Genomic DNA, 16,084 nt, shown 5'->3' with positions numbered 1-16,084 from the left:
TCTAGCGCCCATCTCCATCGACAAATGCCAGCACGACCACGCGCGGGGCAACGCAGTAGGCGAGGCTGGCCTTGCGGCCCGTCTTCGTCGTCGCGCGGCCTGCGTTCAGGTCGACGGTGATGTCCTCATAACCCAGCACCTGGCGATCGAGCGGATAGACGGCCTTGTAGACGGCTTCCTTGGCGGCAAAGAGGATGCGGCCGGCAAGATTCCGGTCGGCTGCGTCCGTGCGGTCCGCAGGTGTTGTCACGAGCGCCAAAATGTCATCCGGGAGAGGCCGCGCGGGCTCGACGTCGATGCCGAGCGAGGCGATATCGCCAATCGGTGCAATCGCTGCCACGGCCATGTCATCGTCGTGCGCGAGCGAACCCATTATTCCGTCGGGCCAGGCCGGCGCGCCCGCTGGCGTGCGCAGGATGGCGACGTTGCCGACGCCAAGCTCCGCCAGCAGTCCGTGCGCGATCCACCGGGCCGCGCCGCTGGCGCGCCGCATGCCAGGCTGACGCGCGGGGATGGAATGCGCTTCCCCAGGCAGCAGATGGGCCTCGTCGCCGTCGCGGATCATCCGGCATCCGATCCGGATACCCGATGGTGCGATGGCGGCGATCGCTTCGGCCAAGGCGATTTCCTCGGGCAGCCGCATCATGGCTTGTGCGCCCGGACCGGCAAAGCGAGATGGGCTATCATCTCTCCGTCCTCGTCGAGCCCTTCTTCGACGAAACCGGCGCTGCGATAGAGGTTTCGCGCCGCATCGTTCTCCGGTTCGTAGCAGATCGAGACGTGGCTTATGTGGCTGAGCCCCTGGATTTCGCCCAGCACTTCGCGCAACGCGGCCTTGCCGTAACCTTTGCCTTGAAAAACGCGGTCGATCATGAAGCGGTAGATGCGCGCCTCGTCGTCATCCGGTGGAGCCTCGTACATCAGGAAGCCGACGACATGATCGCCTGCCATGACGACGCGTGGCCGCGCGTCTTCGTCAGTCCCGGCTTCTTCCAGCGAGTCCGCATTGCCGGCGACGAAATCCATCTGCTCCGGGGCGAGTTCCAGGGCCGTGACCAGGGCCCGGTTGGCCTCGGTCACGGCAACGAGACGGATGTCTCCGGTGTTCAAGCCCATGCCCCTCTTCAAGCCGACGCCCTTCTTCAAGCCGATGCCCTGGCCGATACCTTGGAGCCATCGTCGGTGATCGGCTCGACGAAGCGGTGCAGCTTGGCCGGGTTGCCACGCCATATGGAGTTGGGCTCCAGCTCTTCGCCCTTCATGACGAAGGAGTCGACATCGACCACCGAGCCTTCACCCATAACGACGCCGTAATGGACAAAGGCGGAGGGTCCGAGCGTGCAGCCCTTGCCGATGCGGATGAAGTCGGACTTGAAGGCACCTTCTTCCAGCGAATGGGCCTGGATGACGCAACCCTCGTTGAGGGTGGCGTCGTCGCCGATCTCCACCAGCGAGCGTTCGGTCAGATTGCTGCCGCCGTCATAGACACGGCTGCCGACCTTGACGCCCAGCAGGCGCAGGATCATGGGCCGGAACGGCGTGCCGGCGAACAGGCGCACGATCGGCGAATCCGCCAGCTTCCAGTGGCGTTCATGGCGCCAGAACGCGACATCGTAGATGGTCGTCATCTGCGGCTTCAGCCTGCCGAAACCGAGGCTTGCCCGCTCGACCAGGATGTAGAACGGAATGGTGATCGCCGACGTCAAAAGCACGGCGACGAACAGCGCAACCTCCGCCCATTCGGTGTAGTAGTTCAGCGCCCGGTCCCAGATCGCCAGCGTGGCGAACAGCATCACCCATTGCGTGGCCACGAACAGCAGGATCGTCACCAGGTTGTGGCGGTTCTTCAAAGGGATGCGCCGGCGCCGGTCGTCCTCGTCGATGCCGGCGATGAGTTCCTTGTCGCGGTTCACCATGCGCGGGATCTCAAACGTCGGCGAACCGAGAAGCCCGACATTCTCGCGCAGCGGCCCGTCGATGGGGATCATCACCTTGGTGCCGAGCAGGACGTTGTCGCCGGTGCGGCCGTCCGGCGGATAGTAGATGTTGTTGCCGAGATAGTTGCGCTCTCCGATCCTCGTCGGCTCGAGCCTGAAGGCGGCGGCGGATTTGTGCATGTTGATCATGAACAGCCCGTCCGACACCATGGTCTCGGTGCCGATCTCGCACAGAAGCGGGTTTTCGTGCTGCTGGTTGGAGCCGAAGTTGGAGCCGGTCTGCACCACCTTGTTGAGGTTCCAGCCGATGGCTCGCATGTAGTGCACGATGGCCGAGCTGTCGCCGGCCAGCAGGCCGAGCACGCGCGAGTTGCTGGAGAATTCAGCGGCGGTCTGCAGCCAGTAGCGGAAGCCGTACAGCGTGTAGGTGCGGCCGGGCTTCAACAGCAGGCTGACCAGGCGCGGCACCAGCGTCGCCGCCAGGAAGGATGCGGCCAGGTAGCCGAACAGCGTGACCGTGGTGCCGATCGCGACGACGCCGATGGTCTCCTGGTAGTCGTCGCCGACGTTTTCCCAGTAGCTGTGGAATAGCAGCGGCAAGGGGGTGACGATGGCAAACAGGCCGATCAGCTGCACCGCTTCGAACAGGAAGCGCCGGATGTTGGACGGATCGACATTGCGCACCTTGCAATAATCCGCCGTGGTCGGCACGGCCGGCGACCCATGCCAGCGTTCGCCGTCGGGGATGCTTTGGCCGCGGTGCAGCGAGGACGAATGGCCGAGCTGCGCGCCGTCGCCGATCCTGGTGTCGATGTCGAGCGTGGAGCCTACGCCGACGAAGGCATCGCGGCCGATGGTCAGCGGCCCGGTGTGGATATAGCCGGACTGCGCCCTGAAGCCGAGGATCATCGATTCCTTGCGCAGGATGGTGTTGGCGCCGATCGAGATGAGATCCGTGCAGACGGGCACGGATTTCGATTCGATGACGGCGTTCTTGCCGAGCTTGGTGCCGAGAAGCTGCAGGTAGATGCTGTAGAGCGGGCTGCCGCGGAACAGAACGACGGGCGCGGTGCGGATCAATGTCTTGACCACCCAGAAGCGGAAGTAGCGCACGCCCCAGATGGGAAACGCTTCCGCCTTCCAGCGGCCGACCAGCACCCATTTGGCGATGACGGCAAAGCCCGACATGCCGAAGAACACGGCGGCCGAAAGCCCCACGCAGCGCAAATACAGCTGCAGCGGATCGTCGAGCGCGTCATACATCCAGTTGAGGCCGCCGTTGATCGCCCACAGGGCGCCGTAGCTGTAGAGCGCGTAGAACAGCAGTTGCGCGGCGCCGCAGGTCCAGTAGGCGAAGTTCGAGGCTCGGCGGGTGAGGACGGGCTCGTTGGTGGCCGTCGTCATCTCGTCCGCCACGCCCAGATGAAGCGCGAGCCGCGCCACGGTCGGATGCAGGTAGATGTCGCGCATCGAGGCCGTCGCCCATTCCTTCCTGGTGCGCAGGCGCGCGCAGAAATGCGCCATCAGCAGGGAGTTGGCGCCGAGATCGTCGAAGAAATTGTCCTCGACGGACACTTCGTCGAATTTCAGCACCGCGGCCAATGCTTCGGCCAGGAAACGCTCGTCGTCATTGCCGGGCGCCACCATGGCGCGATCGCCCGAAAGCCGCACGCTTGTCGGCTTCGGCAGCTGGCGCAAATCCACCTTGTTGGAAACCGTCATCGGGATGGCCGGCAGTTCCTCGAGATAGGAGGGCACCATGTAATCGGGCAGGCGCCGCTTCATCGTCCTGGCGAGGTCAGCTCGTGAGATCGCCGGCTGGCCGGCCTTCGCGGCGTAATAGGCGACGAGTTCGACGCGGCCGGGCTCGATCTCCCAGGTGGTAACGGCGGCCTGCGCGATTTCGGGCTGGTCGAGAAGCACCGCCTCGATCTCGCCGAGCTCGATGCGGTAGCCGCGGATCTTCACCTGGGTGTCGATGCGGCCGGCATACTCGATCTCGCTTTGGTCGTTGATGCGGCCAAGGTCACCCGTCCGGTAGATGCGCTTCGACGGGTTGTTCGGCAGGCCGACGAAATCGGCGATGAATTTCTGTTCGGTCAGATCCGGCCTGTTGAGATAGCCGACCGCGAGGCCGATGCCGGCAATGCCGATCTCGCCCAGTTCGCCGGGCTCGGCAAGCTGCGGCAGCGAAGCGTCGAGAATGACGATCGAGTAGGTCGGCAGCGGCGCGCCGATGGTGACGGGACTGTCAGGCGTCAGCGCGCCCATTGTGGCGGTGACGGTCGCCTCGGTCGGGCCATAGGTGTTGAGGATCTGCCGCCCCGGCTTCGACCAGCGCACCACCAGATTGTGCGGGCAGGCCTCGCCGCCGACCAGAAGCGTGCGCAGGCTGGGCACATCCGACGTCATCGACGACAGCAGCGTCGGGCTGCAGGCGATGCAGGTGATGTCATGGAGCCGCAGGAAATCGGCCAGTTCCTCGCCCACCAGCGGCATCTGGCCCGGCGCCGGCACCACCGTCGCGCCGGCGACGAACGGCACCCAGATCTCCTCGGAGGAAAAGTCGAAGGCGATGGTCATGCCCTGGTAGACGCGGTCGCCCGGCCGGTAGCCGTAGGAGGCGGCGGCGACGCGGATGAAATTGACAAAACTCTGGTGCTTGATGACGACGCCCTTGGGCTTGCCGGTCGTGCCCGAGGTGTAGAGGATGTAGCAGGTGTCGTCTGATAAAGCGGCCTTCGCATTCAGCTTCAGCGACGCGCCGGATTGTCTGGAGATTTCGGCGGCAGCGCTGTCGATCAGCAGATGCGGAACCGGCAGCTGGCCGGCGCGCGACGCATAGGCGGCGATGGTGACGATCAGGCTGACGCCGGCGTCTTCGATGATGAGCGCCATCCGCTCCTCGGGGAACGCGGTGGCCAGCGGCACGAAGGCAGCGCCTGCCTTCATCACGGCGAGCAGCGCGACATAGGTCTCCGCCGAGCGGTCGAGGATGAGCCCGACGCGGTCGCCCGGCCGCACGCCGCGCTTGACCAGCAGGCGGGCGAACTGGTTGGCCCGGCTGTCCAGTTCACGATAGGTCCAGACACGCCCGTCGGAGATCACCGCGGGCAGCGCTGCGAACATTTCGGCGAGCTGTTCGAAGACGGTGTCGAGCCGCTCGCCGGGCAGGCCTTGCCGGGCAAAGTCGGCGCCCGTCAGGATTTGCCTGGGCCTGGCTGTTGCGGGGGCCGTTTTTACCGGCGCATCGACACCTGCCAGGCCGCTTTCCAGCCCCGGTCGGTCCGCGTCCAGTTCGGCGATATCGACACCGTGATCCATTTCCATACTTTCCCGTCCAGGCCGGGCATTGCCCGGCACGGCCATTTTTCCAGTTGTTGTGGGATGCTTATGCCATCCGATCTTTTCGCCAGTTTTTCCGAACTGTTGAATATTGTTTCTGAACTGTGTCTGGGCGCTCTTTGAGCCTCCCTTGGCGGCACTGCCGGGCGCGCTCGGCGGCAGCGCCGGCGCGTGCGCTTGGGCGTTTTTCTGGAACCAGCCTTGAGGCCCCGCATTCTATGAGCAGGGACTTAAGGAGCGTGACGTGAAAGCGGTTTTGGGACTGGTCTGCGGCTTCGTGCTGACCCTTGCGGTGTTCGGCAGCGGACTGGGCTTCGCCGCCTGGCTGCTCGCCGCAAAACCGCCGGGCCAGACGATGGCGACCACTGTCAGCGTGGCGGAGCTGTGGACCAAAAAAGCGCTGCCGGTGAACAAAGCGGGGCAAGGGCTCGAGCGCCTGCCGGCCGCCCAGCCCGCGCCGCCCGACATCCCCGCCAAACCGCAGGAAACACCGCCCGACCCGACGGTCACCGGCGCCATCGCGCCCGAGGCGACCGAATTGCCGCCTCCGCATCTCGCCTGGTGCGCCAGCCGCTATCGCTCCTACCATCCGGACGACAACAGCTATCTCTCCTTCAGCGGACAGCTGCGCCGCTGCATCTCGCCCTATCTCGAAGCCGCCGGTCAGCCCGCCCAGCCGGCTGCCGGTGATGGTGACGAAAACGGCGCCGGCCTGGGCGTCTACGTTGCCGACGATGGCGGCGAAGCACTTTCGGCCGACCATGTCGATTCCTGCTTCAGCCGCTACCGCTCCTATCGCCCGGAAGACAACTCCTACCAGCCATACTCCGGCGGGCCGAGACGGCAATGCCAGTAGAGCCCGCGCGCCGCACGATCCGATCACGCGGATTTCCGGAGCGTTCGCATTGACGCGGCGTTCAACCCTGACCCGAAGGAGGACTGACCATGAGCGACGACCGGGACGACAGAATTCGTGAGCGCGCCTACCAGATCTGGGAACGGGGAGGCCGCATGCAAGGCGACCCCGAACGGCACTGGCACCAGGCCGAGGCCGAGATCGACCGCGAGGCGGCCCTGCCGCTGACGGCGGACGACGCGCTGCCTGAAACCGGCGAGATCGCCAGCACCGACGTGCTTGAGGTCGAGGCGCTGGCGGTGCGCACCGGCATATCGGGCGACGAGGCACAGGCGCTGATCGACCGCCTGGGCAACGACCGCGCCGCGGTGGAGCAAGCTGCCCGCAGCCTCAAGGCCAAAAGGCGGCGAAACCCCGATGAGGGACTAGCGAAATGATCGAAAGCTGAAGGACGGAAATACCGGCTGGATTGCTGTCACCCGGCCCGAAAGCCCGCGCCTCTGGCGGAGGACGCGGGCCGATCGGACGGCCGATCTTCGGCAGGCGATGGAGGGCACCGCCTGCCGCACACGTTAACAATTAGCTATGACTAATGTTCCGTTAAGCTGGATCTACTTTCGTTCGAATGTCGGCCTCCACTGCAATTGCGCCACTGGCCTGGGAATGCATGTGTCCGGCGGGCAGCTTGTGTCGATGTCGATAGGAATTTTTTCTTGACCCGTGAGGGCAGTTATGCTACATTTCTGGCTATGGTGCTGATTTGCGCCAGTGACCCGCCGCACAGGCGGGTTTTTGCGTTTTGGCCGGTGCTTTCGCCAATTTTCAACGTTGCGAGAAAAACGCCGGCACCAAAGCTGCCAATCTCCCCACTTGCGGGGGTTGAGAAGTGGTCCGCGTAGCGGACGGAAAGCCAATTGCTTGGCTTCCCGAACGACCAAGGCCGGCAGGCCAGAGGGGGCGCCGTAGGGTGGCCACCTCAGTGCGAGTCGCGCCTCGTGCGCGCGATCACGGAATTTTTGGATCATTCGGATTGGAACGGCGTTCATCCCTGACGCAACCGGAGGAATGATCATGGGCGGCAAACGAAGCTGGCGGCGCGCGCCGGCATATCAGGCGACGAGCGCAGGCGCTGGTCGGCAGGCGGGCCGCACCGCGGACCTCAAGGGCAAACCTTGATCAGAGCCAAATCCTAGCCAGGGAGAGCGAGATGATCCGGAAACTCAAGGACGGCAAATACCGGCTGTATTCGCGCAAGAAGGACGAGAAGACCGGGAAAAGGCGGAATTTGGGCACGTTCGACACGCGCGAGGCGGCGGAGAAGCACGAGAAGGAGGTGCAGTATTTTAAACGGCATTGAGGGGGCGAGGGGCTGGCGGCTGCGAAGACATACATCGCACGCCCCCCGTGACCGGTTTGGCCTTAATTCCACTAAGTACAAAGGCAGCACATGCGCCCGTTTCTGCCGTACAGGTCGGCTTTTTGCCGTTCATAGATGCGAACCGTGGCAACGTGTTAATCGATCTTCAGGCGCTCCCATTCGGTGATTATTGAAATGTAATTTTCTCGGAACACTATCCCCTCATTCCCCCTTAATGGAGTTGTTTGCGGCGAGAAGAACGTCCGACGAAGAATGTCGATAACGCGCATGTCATTTGGGTCAGGTTCGGCTAGAGCTTGCTGCATCGCCCACAAGCCCAACCTACCGCCCTCCTCAGGGAGCGCGGGCTCCTCGCTGAAATAAGGGTATACAACACGCGTATATTCTCCTCTCACGCGGGCATGCAGGGCGTCGCGTATACGAACGATACCCCCTATGTCCCCAAATTGGAGGTTCCCGTGGACGCTCTTAGGTACTATTTCAACGGGTTCATTCGACCAGCGCAGCTTCGCGCTAAGCAAGTCGATTACTCCGTCTTTCAAGAGCGGGTATAGTCGCGTAAAATTCCTATTTGATCGGATGCGGTCGTCGGTCATTTCCGAAAGATCAGCGTCCCCCACAATGTGCTTCTTTACATCGGACCAAAAAGGTAGGTAAAAGTCGCCGCCTTTGCTTCTACTTCCTCCTTTTTCCTTTCTGCGGTCAAGTCTAATGTCCTCTTTCAAAATTGAACGCCGTAGCGGTGGCGGCGCATAAAATAATTGTAGAATTTTGCGGAGCGGAATGTCCAGAACTGACATGCATACCTCAATGAATAACAAAGTGAAAAAGTGAACTTAACATCGGCTTCTTGTCAAACTAAATTAATATTTATCCAGTGATTATCGAATGATGAATGGCCTTCGTTCTATCCGGTGGCCCAAGCCAGACTCCCGAACGTCGATTTTGGCCACCTTCCTATAATGCAGCTTCGCGCCTCTTTGTATATTCAATCTGTCGGTTCGGCTTTACCGGCGGCGTCCCTGCCTGCCACTCACTTCTATTCGTGGTGGACTAAGGGAATATGAGTCAAACAATGCTTGATCGTTCGATTGCAGAACCAGAGGGGGTTCTGAGGAAGTGGGTCGTTCATCATTGGCGAAAAGATCATTGCGAGCTAGTTTGCGGCAATTGAACAGAATTCAGTAGGCGAGGTAATATTGGAAAACGATCTTATTTTTTACGAGAAAGATGCGCTACTTTATCGCCTTCATGAGGGCTTGGAAAACAGCGAGAAAGACGTCGTTTTCGTAGTGGGCGCACCTCTCACAGCGCCCAAAAATGGTAATCCAGGAGTCGCGGATTTCGCGGCCGTAGTTGAGCTGATCCGCTCGGAATTTTCAGGAAAGCGTGGGCAGCTGGAAAAGCTTGATGCGGAGCTTGCGGGAGCGTCCAATCGCTATCAAACGGCGTTCGACTTCCTGTCGCCTCGTGCTGGGCAGGATGCCGCAAACCGCGTCATCAAACGCGCCGTCGCGGGGGGCCTTCTATCTTCCGGTGGAAATGCCTGGAACGACAATATCTGCAAGCTTCGTGAGGAGGAGCTTCAAGTATTGGACACCGATGCAAATGCTTGGCACTTCACCCCGGCGGTCGAGGCGCTAGGTAGATTGATCGCCGAATATCCGAGTCGGTTCGGTAAAATTCTAATCACGTCGAACTTCGATCCTTTGATCGAGATTTCGATCAAACGAGCAGGCGGTATGGCTTGGCGAACCTCGCTCGCGGTTGATGGTTCGATCAACCAGAGCACCGCGAGCGGGTGCCAAGTCATACATATCCACGGCTATTGGCATGGTAGCGACACGCTTCATACTAACAGGCAGCTTGTCAGAAGCCGGCCGACCTTGCAGAACGATCTTCTGGTCCGTCTGCGGGACCATATCGTGGTCGTGATGGCTTACGGTGGCTGGCCGGACATCTTCACGAGTGCACTTGGCGGTGTCGTCGGCAACGACAACCTTTTTCCAGAGATTCTTTGGGCGCTGTACGGCGACGAGCCGCAACTCAGCGAACATCTCTTAAGTCAATTGCGCCCCGGGATCGATCGCAATCGCGTTACATTCTACAAAGGAATAGACTGTCACGAATTCTTGCCCGAGCTTCTGGGCCTTTGGGACGAGGACGGCTCCAATGTCGCCTTTGTCGCTACCGCGACGGTAGAACCGTCGCCTTCCTCATCAAAGTCCAAGTCTATGGCACATCTCTTCCGGCTGGCGCCGCTCGATTGCGATCGACCGCCTAATGTCGAAATTTGGGTTGGTCGCGACAATGAACTGCGCGCCCTTGAGACTTCGAATGCCAAGGTGGTTATAATTTGTGGGATCGGAGGCGAGGGCAAATCGGCTCTCGCCTCTCATTATATCAACACGCTCCAGGAGCGAGAGGGTGGCTATCGCTTTTGGGATTGGCGAGATTGTAAGGAGCAGAGCGATCGCATCCGCACACAAATTGTAGAAATAATCGTACGCTTTTCAAACGGCAGGATTATGTCGGATGATCTTTCCGAGGCGAGCGATGAAGAACTCGTAGAGATTCTCGTCGACCAGACGAAAGACGCGTATGCGATCCTGGTCTTTGACAACGTCGATAGTTACGTTGATCTTGAAAATCGCACCTTCATCGGCGCAATCGATCTGCTGATCCAACGGCTCTCGACCGAGAATTCCTCGAGCCGTATTATCCTGACATGTCGCCCCCACGTCGAGTACCCCGGTTCTTCAGTCATCACCTTCTCGATGAAGGGCATATCGGAAGAAGAGGCGATCGAACTTTTCGCAAAACGAGCGCCGGGACACATCATTCCGGGTGCGGACATCCGCGACGCACATGCTGTTACCAAAGGCCACGCCTTTTGGCTGGATCTCCTCGCCGTGCAAGCTACGAAAGTGCCGGGAACGACGCTCAGGAAATTGCTCGACGACATGCGCCGTGGTCGAGAGGAGGTGCCCGATGTCCTTTCGTCGATTTGGGACAAGCTTGCGCTGCGGGAACAGACACTCCTCCGCTTCATGGCGGAAGCAGTGCGTCCCGAGACTGAGATCACGATTCAACGGTTTGTGGCGTCACAGGTGAATTACAAGAATTTCATTCGGGCGCTTCGATCGCTGATCTCGCTCAATCTGATTGTCGTTAAGCCCGAAGTGGACGCACCCGACTTATACGATCTGCATCCACTCGTTCGTCAATTTGTTCGGACTCGGTTCGAGCGCTCGGAGCGCGCCGATTTCATTACTATAGTGATCAATCAGTACAAGGTCATCATAGGCGCAATCGGGTCTATGCTGGGTGTCAATCTACCTTTCGCGCTTCTTGAGCGATGGTCCCAGAAGGCAGAACTCGAGGTTTCGGCAGGGATGTATGACGAAGCTTTCGAAACCTTGGTCGAAATCGAAAATGCGCTGATCGGGGGGGGGCACGTTCAGGAATATGTCCGCGTCGGACGGCTGCTTTTCGAGTCTATCGAATGGGAAACAGCTGCCACCAAATACAAAAAATTCGACACGGTAGTCGGTAGGATGGTGGCTGCTTTTGACCAGCTCGGCGAAATAGAGTCCGCGGATAGTCTGCTTGTGCGCTATGAATCGACCATCCCCCAGAAGACGGCGCGATACATCAAATTCTGCGATATCCGGTCATACTCTCTTTGGCTCCGTGGAGAATTCGAACCGGCAATCGACTGGGCAAGAAAGGGGGTCTCGCTCAAGCAGGACAGCCAAGTCGATACTAACTTCGATTGTGAGCATTCGCTCGCGCTTGCCGAGCGGGATGCGGGATACCCGGATATAGCCCTGGAATTCTTCAGAGGGGACTGGACGGTCGATGATATTGTCGCGGGGGCGGAGAGTGGCCCGGAAGACGGCCCAATGTACGGAAATGTTGGGCGTTGTCTCCAGATGATGGGGCGGAACAAAGAAGCGTTGCAATGTTACAGGAAATCGACGCAACTCCTCGAAGGGGATTCCTCGCATCAAAGTAAGTCGAATCGTGCCTATGCGCGGCGGTGGATCGGCCAAGTCTTTGCGCAGCTTGGCGACAAGACCAAAGCAGAAGCATTCTTAATGGACTCGATCCGCGTGCTCGGTAATTCTGCGCCTTTTAGAGTTCGGGAAATTTACAGCGAGGTACAGAAGCTACGCGACAATGGCTCACCTTTGATGGGCGAAGCCCAGTCGAGCCGCATCGTGCGCGAGTGGATGCTGGAGTAGATGACGGCCTAACGGCTAAGGCGTTCACACGGGTGATTGAACGAACCAGCCGTCAGCAGCGCAGCCAAAGATAAAAGGTGCAAAAGCGTGAGTCAGCCAATGGGTGGTTCGCAATGTTCGAAATCGGCCACAAGCAGCCTTGCAGTCGCAAGCTCTGCGACGTGCGCTTTTCCAAACTCAGAAGCAGACTTTCGGTGGGCGGCCCATATCCAGACATCAAGTGCATCGCCGGGTAGCGGCCGCAACCGGCGTTTTGGCCCAACTCCCAACTTCGCGAACAACTGCCAAGTTACCACCATCCCGCCCCTCCCCATTAACCATTCGTTAACCATTCCCTCGCTAGCGTTTACCTCTCAGTAAGGATTCGCAGCCCGTGACTTTTTCCGCTCCCCTCGAGGCCAAATCCATTCGTTTTCGCGCCCGCTCTTTCGTCGCTTTCACATTGACTCCGGAAGATCCTTTGGACGTGTGGCTGGAGGGGTTGGACCACTGGATCGGCAACTCGCCCGGCTATTTTGCCGGCCGCCCCGTGGTGCTTGATCTCAACACATTGAAGCCCGATGTCGCCGCGATCGAATCGCTGGTCGACGTCCTTGGCCATCGCGGCATCCGCATTTACGCCATCGAGCTCGACGGCCACACCGCACTCGAGCCCAACCTGCCGCCGGTGCTGGTCGGCGCCAAGGAGGCGACGACGGATGGCCTGCTGCCCCGCGAGGCGCGGGCTGAGGGTTTCGGCAAGGCAGAGGGCAGGGCGCCTGAAGCCGGCCCGGACAGCGTCGGCAAGGCTGACGCAAGCAAGGCGGGCGATAGCGAGCCGCAGGTTGCGCAGGAAGCATCCGGCACGCTGATGATCAAGGCGCCGATCCGCTCGGGCCAGGCAATCGTGCATCCGCATGGCGATGTCATCGTGCTGGGCTCGGTCGCGTCCGGTTCGGAGATCATCGCGGCGGGCTCGATCCATGTCTACGGCACGCTGCGCGGGCGCGCCTCGGCGGGTGCGCTGGGCAACAGAGGCGCGCGCATCTTCTGCCGCAAGAACGAGGCGGAGCTGCTGGCGGTCGACGGCTGGTACGTCACCGCCGAGGAGATGGAAGGGGTTTCGCGCGGCAAGCCGGTGCAGGCGTTTCTAGACGGCGATGCGCTGCGGGTTTCGACGCTGAGCTGACATTCGATATTGGGGCGGCCGGGCCGCTCGACCAAGAACACAACAACAACGGAGGCTATTCAATGGGCAAGGTAGTGGTGGTCACCTCGGGCAAGGGGGGCGTCGGCAAGACGACCTCGACGGCGGCCCTCGGGGCGGCCGTGGCCAAGACCGGCAAGAAGGTGGCGCTCGTCGACTTCGACGTCGGCCTGCGCAACCTCGACCTGATCATGGGCGCCGAGCGGCGGGTGGTGTTCGACCTCGTCAACGTCATCCAGGGCCAGGCGAAACTCTCTCAGGCGCTGATCCGCGACAAGCGGGTGGAGACGCTGTTTCTGCTGCCGGCCTCGCAGACGCGCGACAAGGATGCGCTGACCGAGGAGGGCGTCGGCGAAGTCATCGACAAGCTGCGCTCGGTGTTCGACTACGTGTTCTGCGACAGCCCGGCCGGCATCGAGCGCGGCGCGCAGCTCGCCATGCGCTTTGCCGACGAGGCCGTCATCGTCACCAACCCGGAAGTGTCGTCGGTGCGCGATTCCGATCGCATCATCGGCCTGCTCGATGCCCGCACCTTGCGGGCGGAGCAGGGCGAACAGATCGCCAAGCATGTGCTGGTCACGCGCTACGACGCGGCGCGCGCGTCGCGCGGCGAAATGCTGTCGATCGACGACGTGCTGGAAATCCTGTCGGTGCCGCTGCTCGGCATCATTCCGGAAAGCCAGGATGTGCTGCGCGCCTCCAACCTCGGTTCGCCGGTGACGCTGTCGGAGCCGCTCAACGCCGCCGCACGCGCCTACCTCGACGCCGCCAGGCGGCTGGAAGGCGAGGAATTGCCTGTCATCGTGCCCTTCGAACGCAAGGGTTTCCTCGATCGTCTTTTGGGAAGGAGGGCGGCATGAACCTGCTCGACATCTTCAAGCGGCGCTCCAGCGCGCCGGTGGCGCGCGAGCGGCTGCAAGTGCTGCTCGCCTATGAGCGCCGCAACCGCAGCCAGCCCGACCTCGTCTCCATCCTGCGCGAGGAGATCATGGCCGTCATCGCCAAGCATGTGCAGATCGACCAGGACTATCTGCAGGTCTCGATGGACCGCGGCGAGACTATGTCGACGCTGGAAATCGACATCCAGATCCCCAACAAGAGCGCCGTGCCGATGGCGATGGCTGGCTGAGGGCCAAGGCAGGGGAGGTCGCGATCCTTGGCGCCCCCCTCTGTCCTGCCGGACATCTCCCCCTCAAGTGGGGAGATTGGCCGTCATCGTCGCTTTCGCCAATCGCCAATGCGTCAATGAGAAGTCCGGCGCCGAAACTGCCAATCTCCCCCCTTGAGGGGGAGATGCCCGGCAGGGCAGAGGGGGGCGCTGTCCCGCCGACCTTGCCAGCCTCACACACCTCACACCGCCTCAAACACCACCGTCCGCTCCAGGCCGCCGCTCTTGCGGTTTTCCAGCGTCACGGTGCCGCCGTAGCGCTCGATGATTTCCTTGGCGATGGCGAGCCCCAAATGTCTCAGATTTACCTTTGTGCCAATGGGGCTTCCCCTGCGCAAGCAGCGGATGTAAGAATATATTAGCAATTTGTTAAGTTCGAAGCGAGGTATGCGTAAAGGGAGTTTGGTGATGAACTTCAGAGGCCTGATCAAGCGTGCTGAAGACGTGGATAAAGCGATCCAGGACCTGCAGATCGATTTGGCGGACGCGCTGGATGCAAGTCTCGATGCCGACGACCTGGCGCCGCCAGAGAGCGACGATGTGCCGGATGCCCAGGCGGCACCCGATGACGGGCCACCCCAGGCCGATGCGGCAAATGACGACAATGCCGGGAATGCCGACGCTGCGGGCGATGCTGACAGTTCCGAAACCGCGCCACGACTGACGGCCCATACACAGACCCGGCTGGCTGCCTTGAGCGCCTTCGAGGGTCTCTTCCATGACGCCAGGGACTATCTGGAGGAGATCAACGACAAGCTGTCGGAGATCGGCACCTCACACCATCTGACCCGTGAATTCCTCAACATCCTGCACAGCGACATCCTGCGCGCCAACGAGCTGGAGGTTGCGAATGCCGCCCTGGCCGCCGAACAGAGGGCGTTGTCGGAAAAGCTGCACGATGCGACGAGAAAGTTGCGCGAGCGTGAAGGCGCGTTCGAAGCGCTGCAGCAACGCGAGACAAGCCTGGTTCAGGACCGGGAGACGCTTCGTGCGGCACTTGCCGCGGTGAGGCTGGAACTGGTGGAGACAGCCAATGCGAGCGCCAAGCGCGAAGCGGAGTTCGGCGACATCGCCAAGCGGCTGACCGCCAGGACAGTCGAGGCCAACAGGCGCTTGCGCGAGAGCAAGATGCTGCGCGAAAAGCACGTGAACCTGTCTCTCGAACTCGACAAGGCGCTGAAGCGGGAATCGCAGGCGCGCCACAGGCTAGACGAGCTCTCGACGATCCATGCCAGCGAAGCAGCACGGCTGGCGGAGCTGCTGGCCGCGCTCGGCAAGAGCGAGAAAGAGGAGATACGGCTCCAGAAGTCGCTCGAGGCCGCACAGGTGAAACTATCGGAAACGGCCGAAGCGGCCCGCATGATGGAAGGCGACAAGGAAGCCGAGCTGGCTCGCAGTCAGGCGGAAATGCGTGGGTTGAGCTCGGAGATCCAGAACCTGCAATCGCGGCTGGAACAGGTGTCGACCGAAAACAGCGAAGCCGCCGGGGAAATCGCCAGGCTCAAGAGCGAGCTGAACGATGCCCTGGCCGAAAAGAAAATCGCCGATGAAAGATTGTCCGCACTGACCCAGGAGAACGAAAGCGACAAGATGAATCTTTCCAAGGTGAACGCCAATCTTTCTCAGCTGACGCTGCAACAGGCGTCCGAACAGATACAGTTCGACGTGCAGAGTCAGGAGTGCGAGGACCTCAAAGCCGAAATCGCCTCGCTCAATGCCCGGATCAAGGAACTGCTGCCCTATGAGCGGCTCCACAAGGCCACCAATGGCAGGCCGCACGAGGACGGCGTGGTCGAGATAGCCGGGGCGATGACGAAGAAAGCGCGGACGACGGGCAGGCGACGCATCGGCAGGAATGTCGGCGCCGCTACCTGAGGCGTGTCGCGCCTGAAGGGGGCAGGCGACCCGCTTCAGGTCTTTTGTGCATGGGGAGGCCGGCACCTCACCCGGAGAGTAAGCCCAATGGG

12 protein-coding genes are annotated in these 16,084 nt (G+C 61.2%); 8 read left to right on the top strand and 4 right to left on the bottom strand.

Going from position 1 to position 16,084, the window contains the following annotated elements; genetic code table 11:
• Nucleotide 1: 1 nt before the first annotated feature.
• From EOA16_RS04125 to EOA16_RS04115, 3 genes are read right to left on the bottom strand one after another with little or no spacing between them, the layout of a single operon-like run.
• A complete protein-coding gene (locus tag EOA16_RS04125; RefSeq protein ID WP_127255734.1) occupies nucleotides 2-646 on the bottom strand; it encodes a 4'-phosphopantetheinyl transferase superfamily protein in 645 nt (214 codons plus the stop codon).
• Complete coding sequence (locus EOA16_RS04120) at nucleotides 643-1,116, bottom strand: GNAT family N-acetyltransferase (protein ID WP_164754105.1); 474 nt, start codon at nucleotides 1,114-1,116, stop codon at nucleotides 643-645. The genes EOA16_RS04125 and EOA16_RS04120 overlap by 4 nt, the downstream gene beginning before the upstream one ends.
• 26 nt (nucleotides 1,117-1,142) lie before the next feature.
• Entirely contained in the window at nucleotides 1,143-5,267 is a 4,125-nt protein-coding gene (locus EOA16_RS04115; RefSeq protein ID WP_127255732.1) for a Pls/PosA family non-ribosomal peptide synthetase, read from the bottom strand.
• A gap of 259 nt (nucleotides 5,268-5,526) precedes the next feature.
• Between EOA16_RS04115 and EOA16_RS04110 the strand changes: the two genes are divergently transcribed.
• The 3 genes from EOA16_RS04110 to EOA16_RS04100 all read left to right on the top strand — a co-directional run bounded on the left by EOA16_RS04110 (nucleotide 5,527) and on the right by EOA16_RS04100 (nucleotide 7,495).
• Complete coding sequence (locus EOA16_RS04110) at nucleotides 5,527-6,138, top strand: BA14K family protein (RefSeq protein ID WP_127255730.1); 612 nt, start codon at nucleotides 5,527-5,529, stop codon at nucleotides 6,136-6,138.
• 89 nt (nucleotides 6,139-6,227) lie between these two features.
• Nucleotides 6,228-6,575 carry a DUF2934 domain-containing protein gene (locus EOA16_RS04105; RefSeq protein WP_127255728.1) on the top strand — a complete coding sequence of 116 codons (348 nt, stop codon included), beginning with the start codon at nucleotides 6,228-6,230 and terminating at the stop codon, nucleotides 6,573-6,575.
• A gap of 770 nt (nucleotides 6,576-7,345) precedes the next feature.
• Nucleotides 7,346-7,495 (top strand): hypothetical protein, encoded by a 150-nt coding sequence (locus EOA16_RS04100; protein WP_010910556.1) that lies wholly within the window; start codon nucleotides 7,346-7,348, stop codon nucleotides 7,493-7,495.
• A 155-nt stretch (nucleotides 7,496-7,650) separates the two neighbouring features.
• Here EOA16_RS04100 and EOA16_RS04095 read toward each other — a convergent pair whose 3' ends face one another.
• Nucleotides 7,651-8,316, bottom strand: a complete 666-nt coding sequence (locus tag EOA16_RS04095; RefSeq protein WP_127255726.1) for a hypothetical protein — start codon at nucleotides 8,314-8,316, stop codon at nucleotides 7,651-7,653.
• A 399-nt stretch (nucleotides 8,317-8,715) separates the two neighbouring features.
• Between EOA16_RS04095 and EOA16_RS04090 the strand changes: the two genes are divergently transcribed.
• The 5 genes from EOA16_RS04090 (at nucleotide 8,716) to EOA16_RS04070 (ending at nucleotide 15,992) form a co-directional block, all read left to right on the top strand.
• Nucleotides 8,716-11,763 carry an NB-ARC domain-containing protein gene (locus tag EOA16_RS04090; protein WP_127255724.1) on the top strand — a complete coding sequence of 1,016 codons (3,048 nt, stop codon included), beginning with the start codon at nucleotides 8,716-8,718 and terminating at the stop codon, nucleotides 11,761-11,763.
• 373 nt (nucleotides 11,764-12,136) lie between these two features.
• Nucleotides 12,137-12,931, top strand: coding sequence for a septum site-determining protein MinC (gene minC, locus EOA16_RS04085; RefSeq protein WP_127255722.1), 795 nt, complete (start codon nucleotides 12,137-12,139; stop codon nucleotides 12,929-12,931).
• A 62-nt stretch (nucleotides 12,932-12,993) separates the two neighbouring features.
• Nucleotides 12,994-13,809 carry a septum site-determining protein MinD gene (gene minD, locus EOA16_RS04080; RefSeq protein WP_127255721.1) on the top strand — a complete coding sequence of 272 codons (816 nt, stop codon included), beginning with the start codon at nucleotides 12,994-12,996 and terminating at the stop codon, nucleotides 13,807-13,809.
• The gene (gene minE / locus EOA16_RS04075; RefSeq protein ID WP_023813379.1) at nucleotides 13,806-14,078 is read left to right on the top strand and encodes a cell division topological specificity factor MinE; all 273 of its coding nucleotides are present in this window, start codon (nucleotides 13,806-13,808) and stop codon (nucleotides 14,076-14,078) included. The genes minD and minE overlap by 4 nt, the downstream gene beginning before the upstream one ends.
• Nucleotides 14,079-14,525: 447 nt before the next feature.
• Nucleotides 14,526-15,992: a hypothetical protein gene (locus EOA16_RS04070; RefSeq protein ID WP_127255719.1), complete on the top strand. Its 1,467-nt coding sequence runs from the start codon at nucleotides 14,526-14,528 to the stop codon at nucleotides 15,990-15,992.
• Nucleotides 15,993-16,084 lie beyond the last annotated feature (92 nt).

Origin of the sequence: Mesorhizobium sp. M7A.F.Ca.US.008.03.1.1 (assembly GCF_003997495.1) — a bacterium.
GTDB lineage: Bacteria > Pseudomonadota > Alphaproteobacteria > Rhizobiales > Rhizobiaceae > Mesorhizobium.
The sequence above is the reverse complement of the archived record's forward strand: the minus strand, read 5'-3'. Positions and strand labels throughout refer to the sequence as shown.

Coding starts and splice junctions, on each gene's coding strand:
- EOA16_RS04100 (WP_010910556.1), top strand. CDS start 7,346: ATGATCCGGAAACTCAAGGACGGCAAATACCGGCTGTATTCGCGCAAG.
- EOA16_RS04120 (WP_164754105.1), bottom strand. CDS start 1,116: ATGGGCTTGAACACCGGAGACATCCGTCTCGTTGCCGTGACCGAGGCC.
- EOA16_RS04105 (WP_127255728.1), top strand. CDS start 6,228: ATGAGCGACGACCGGGACGACAGAATTCGTGAGCGCGCCTACCAGATC.
- minD (WP_127255721.1), top strand. CDS start 12,994: ATGGGCAAGGTAGTGGTGGTCACCTCGGGCAAGGGGGGCGTCGGCAAG.
- EOA16_RS04070 (WP_127255719.1), top strand. CDS start 14,526: ATGAACTTCAGAGGCCTGATCAAGCGTGCTGAAGACGTGGATAAAGCG.
- EOA16_RS04125 (WP_127255734.1), bottom strand. CDS start 646: ATGATGCGGCTGCCCGAGGAAATCGCCTTGGCCGAAGCGATCGCCGCC.
- minE (WP_023813379.1), top strand. CDS start 13,806: ATGAACCTGCTCGACATCTTCAAGCGGCGCTCCAGCGCGCCGGTGGCG.
- EOA16_RS04115 (WP_127255732.1), bottom strand. CDS start 5,267: ATGGAAATGGATCACGGTGTCGATATCGCCGAACTGGACGCGGACCGA.
- EOA16_RS04095 (WP_127255726.1), bottom strand. CDS start 8,316: ATGTCAGTTCTGGACATTCCGCTCCGCAAAATTCTACAATTATTTTAT.